Below are 4,058 nucleotides of genomic sequence, written 5' to 3' on the forward strand. Positions count from 1 at the left end.
GAAATTCGACGCCAGCTGGATGTCCATCGCGGGGCTTAGGGTATGAAAGACCTCGCCGGCTCGGTAGACACCCGTGGCCACGAACCGACTCAGGATGTCGTTGCGATTGGTCGCGATGATCAGGCGATCGATCGGCAGCCCCATGCGCTTTGCAAGCCAGCCGGCAAAGACATCGCCAAAATTGCCGGTCGGGACCGAGAAACTGACGCGACGCTCGGCATCACCGCCGCTGATTCGGCCCCAAGCGTAGAAGTAATAGATCGTCTGCGCCAGGATACGGGCCAGATTGATCGAATTGACGGCGCCGAGCCGATACCGGTGCTTAAACGCCAGATCGTTGAACAGGGTCTTGACGATGCGTTGGGTGTCGTCGAAGGTGCCCTCGACCGCGATGTTGTGAACATTGGCATCGAGCACCGTGGTCATCTGCCGTTCCTGGATCGGCGAGACGCGTCCTTTCGGATGGAGGATGAAGATGTCGATGCCAGCCTTGCCCCGCACGCCGTAGATTGCAGCCGAGCCGGTGTCGCCCGAGGTCGCGCCAAGGATGCGGAGCACACCATCTTCGCGGGCGATCAGATACTCGAACAGATTGCCGAGCAGCTGCAGCGCGACGTCCTTGAACGCCGCTGTGGGACCATGGAAGAGTTCGAGCCATTGTCGGCCTCCATGGATCGCCACCGGCGTGACCTCTGGATGCAAGAAGGTCGCGTAGGAGCGCTCGATCAGCGCAACCAGGTCGGCACGAGGGATGCTGTCACCGACAAAGGGCGTGAGCACCTCCACAGCCAACTGCTGGAAGCTGAGCTCCGACCAGCCCTGCAAGGTCTCGGCAGACAGCCGCGGAATCCGCTCCGGCACGAGCAATCCGCCATCGGTTCCTAGGCCCATCATCACCGCGTCGGCAAAGTCGACCGGCTCAACGCCGCCGCGTGTACTCAGGTATCGCATCGCAACCTAGATCGTCATTCAAGCTGAGCGCGGCGCACGAGCCCCGCAAACATGCCAAGGTAGTGAAAAGGCGCGCCAGTGGCAACAGCGTCCCTTAGCGCAAGACGCACCATATCGTCTTAAACCAATAAAAACAGCATATTAGAAGCCGCTAATGGCTCACGGTGAGCGCCACGAAGCGAGCCTTGGCAATCGCCACTCCACTCGCAAAGCCCTCTTTTCGGGCTCCGCCCCCACCCAAGTTTGAGACTTTTTCTCGGATATTCAGGCCCTTCAGCCAAGACTCCTTATCGTTGACAGGGGATTGTGCCGGACAACACAATGCCCGACCGCTGGCTTGGCTGAAGGAGTCTGCTCAGCAGCGCGTAACGATGACACCAAGAACTAAGGGTTGGCACTCCAACCTTTTCACCTAAATAACATCTCTTGAGGGAGGGACAACGCGGTGACACCCGAAAACCGTTCCGCCTACTGGAAGGCGAATATTCGCCTTGTGACCATCTTGCTTCTCGTCTGGTTCATTGTCTCCTACGGGCTGGGCATCCTGCTCGTCGAGCCCCTGAACCAATTCCACCTCGGTGGCTACCCGCTGGGCTTCTGGTTTGCTCAGCAGGGCTCGATCTACGTCTTCCTCGTACTGATCTTCAGCTACGCGTACGGGATGAACCGCCTCGATAAGAAATTCGACGTGGAAGAATAACCAGGAGCCGCAACCATGAGTAATCTCGATATCTGGACCTATTCGGTCGTCGGCTTCACCTTTGCCACCTACATCGGCATCGCCATCTGGGCCCGTGCTGGGACCACCGGCGAGTTCTATGTCGCCGGCAAGGGCGTCCACCCCGTGCTCAACGGCATGGCCACCGGCGCCGACTGGATGTCCGCTGCCTCCTTCATCTCGATGGCCGGTCTGATCGCCTTCAACGGCTACGGCGCATCGGTCTTCCTGATGGGCTGGACCGGCGGCTACGTCCTACTCGCTCTGCTGCTTGCCCCTTACCTGCGCAAGTTCGGCAAGTTCACGGTGCCGGAGTTCATCGGCGACCGCTATTACTCGCAGGCCGCGCGCATCGTTGCCGTCATCTGCCTGATCCTGGCCTCGATCACCTACGTCATCGGCCAGATGAAGGGTATCGGCGTTGCGTTCTCGCGCTTCCTCGAGGTCCCCTATGATGTCGGCCTCTACATCGGTATGGGCATCGTTGCCATCTACGCCGTGCTCGGTGGCATGAAGGGCATCACCTACACCCAGATCGCGCAGTATGTCGTGCTGATCATGGCCTACACCATCCCGGCCATCTTCATCTCGCTCAACCTCACCGGCAATCCATTCCCACAGCTGGGCCTTGGCAGCGAATATGCCCCGGAAGGCGCCGCCAGCGGCATGAGCTTGCTCGCCAAGCTCGACCAGGTCGTCACCGATCTCGGCTTCAAGGAGTACACGACGCAGACCATGGGCAGCACGCTGAACATGTTCGCCTATACCCTCTCGCTGATGATCGGCACCGCTGGTCTCCCGCACGTCATCATCCGCTTCTTCACCGTCCCCACCGTCAAGGACGCACGCTTCTCGGCCGGCTGGGCGCTGGTCTTTATCGCCATCCTCTACACCACCGCCCCTGCAGTGGGTGCCATGGCGCGACTGAACTTCACCGATACCCTGATGGTGCAGAACCCCGAGAGTACCGAGCAAGGTCTCGCGTCCTTCGAACCCCTGCCCTACGAGGAGGTACCGCAGTGGTTCAAGAACTGGCAGGAGACCGGTCTGCTGGTCTGGGAAGACCTGAACGAAGACGGCAAGATGCAGTACTACAACGACAAGGACGAGGCCACCGTCTCTGAGGCCGATGCCTTGGGGTACAAGGGCAGCGAGATCTTCCATGGTACCGGCGGCGCCCTGAAGCCTGGACCCGACCGTGACATCATGGTGTTGGCGAATCCAGAGATCGCTGGACTGCCGAATTGGGTCATCGCCCTAGTGGTCGCCGGCGGTCTGGCCGCGGCGCTCTCGACCGCAGCTGGACTGTTGCTCGCCATCTCTTCGGCCATCTCGCATGACCTGCTCAAGAGCGTGTTCATGAAGGGCATCTCGGAGAAGGCCGAGCTCAACGCTGGGCGACTCTCGATGATCGGCGCCATCCTGGTCGCTGGCTATCTCGGTCTCAACCCACCGGGCTTCGCGGCTGGCACCGTGGCCATCGCCTTTGGACTCGCCGCCTCGTCGATCTTCCCGGCGCTGATGATGGGCATCTTCTACAAGCAGATGAACAACTCGGGCGCGGTCGCCGGCATGATCGCCGGTATTACCGTCACCCTGCTCTACGTGTTCCAGCACAAGGGTATCTTCTTCATCCCCGGCACCGAGTTCCTAGCGCCGCAGTTGGGCATGGGAGCAGACTGGTTCCTCGGCATTTCGCCGAATGCCTTCGGTGCCGTTGGCGCGATCGTCAACTTTGCCGTTGCCTTCATCGTCTCGGCCGTCACCGCACCGCCACCGGAGCATATCCAGCACCTGGTGGAGGATGTCCGCGTACCGCGTGGTGCCGGCGAGGCCACTGGCCACTGAACGACAACCAATGCGCAGAGCGCGTCTTCTTGACGCCCTCTGCCAAGAGGCGACATGGCCCCGCTTTTGCGGGGCTTTTTTTGCGCACGCTGCCAGATCACTCGCTCTGAGCGAGCCTGCGCAGTCTCGACACTAGGATCCTCGATCAGCCGATTTAGCGGATCAGTATCGAGCTCAGCAAGGATGAGCGCACTCTGGTGACCTTTGCTGAGGAGAGCCCTCATGCTGAAATCCTGCGGACTGCAGTGCCTTGCCAAGGACAACCTCGGGAGAAGAAAGCAAGACCTCGCATCCACCGCAGAAAGTGAAGCGCTAGCCCAAATAGGCGCCTGAGAGCATCGCGTCCCTGGCTATCTGTGGTGAACTTCACCCATGAAAAGCAAAACCAGCCCTTGGCTTGCGTCGGTGCTCTGCGCCTGCCTGCTGTGCCTTGCCGCCATGGCGCCCCAGGCTCAGGCCCAGGACCGTATCACCGAGCGCGCAGTGTTCGAGGACACCAGCGGTCAGCTCGGTTTTGCCGCCGCCCGCGACCGCGAGTACC

Annotated in this window: 3 protein-coding genes; 2 read left to right on the top strand and 1 reads right to left on the bottom strand. The window is 60.6% G+C overall.

The features are described 5' to 3' along the window. The coding region (thrC, locus tag ACY693_RS16115) for a threonine synthase (RefSeq protein WP_462322831.1) at positions 1-951 on the bottom strand (951 nt) is incomplete at its 3' end. Positions 952-1,396: 445 nt separating this feature from the next. Here thrC and ACY693_RS16120 point away from each other — a divergent pair. Both ACY693_RS16120 and ACY693_RS16125 read left to right on the top strand, forming a co-directional pair. Continuing rightward, a complete protein-coding gene (locus ACY693_RS16120) occupies positions 1,397-1,651 on the top strand; it encodes a DUF4212 domain-containing protein (RefSeq protein ID WP_462322832.1) in 255 nt (84 codons plus the stop codon). A 15-nt stretch (positions 1,652-1,666) separates the two neighbouring features. Then, entirely contained in the window at positions 1,667-3,517 is a 1,851-nt protein-coding gene (locus ACY693_RS16125; protein ID WP_462322833.1) for a sodium:solute symporter family protein, read from the top strand. Positions 3,518-4,058: the final 541 nt, after the last annotated feature.

This window comes from Halochromatium sp. (genome assembly GCF_054919635.1).

Excerpts from the sequence above, each read along its gene's own strand:
- ACY693_RS16125 (WP_462322833.1), top strand. The coding sequence starts at position 1,667 with ATGAGTAATCTCGATATCTGGACCTATTCGGTCGTCGGCTTCACCTTT.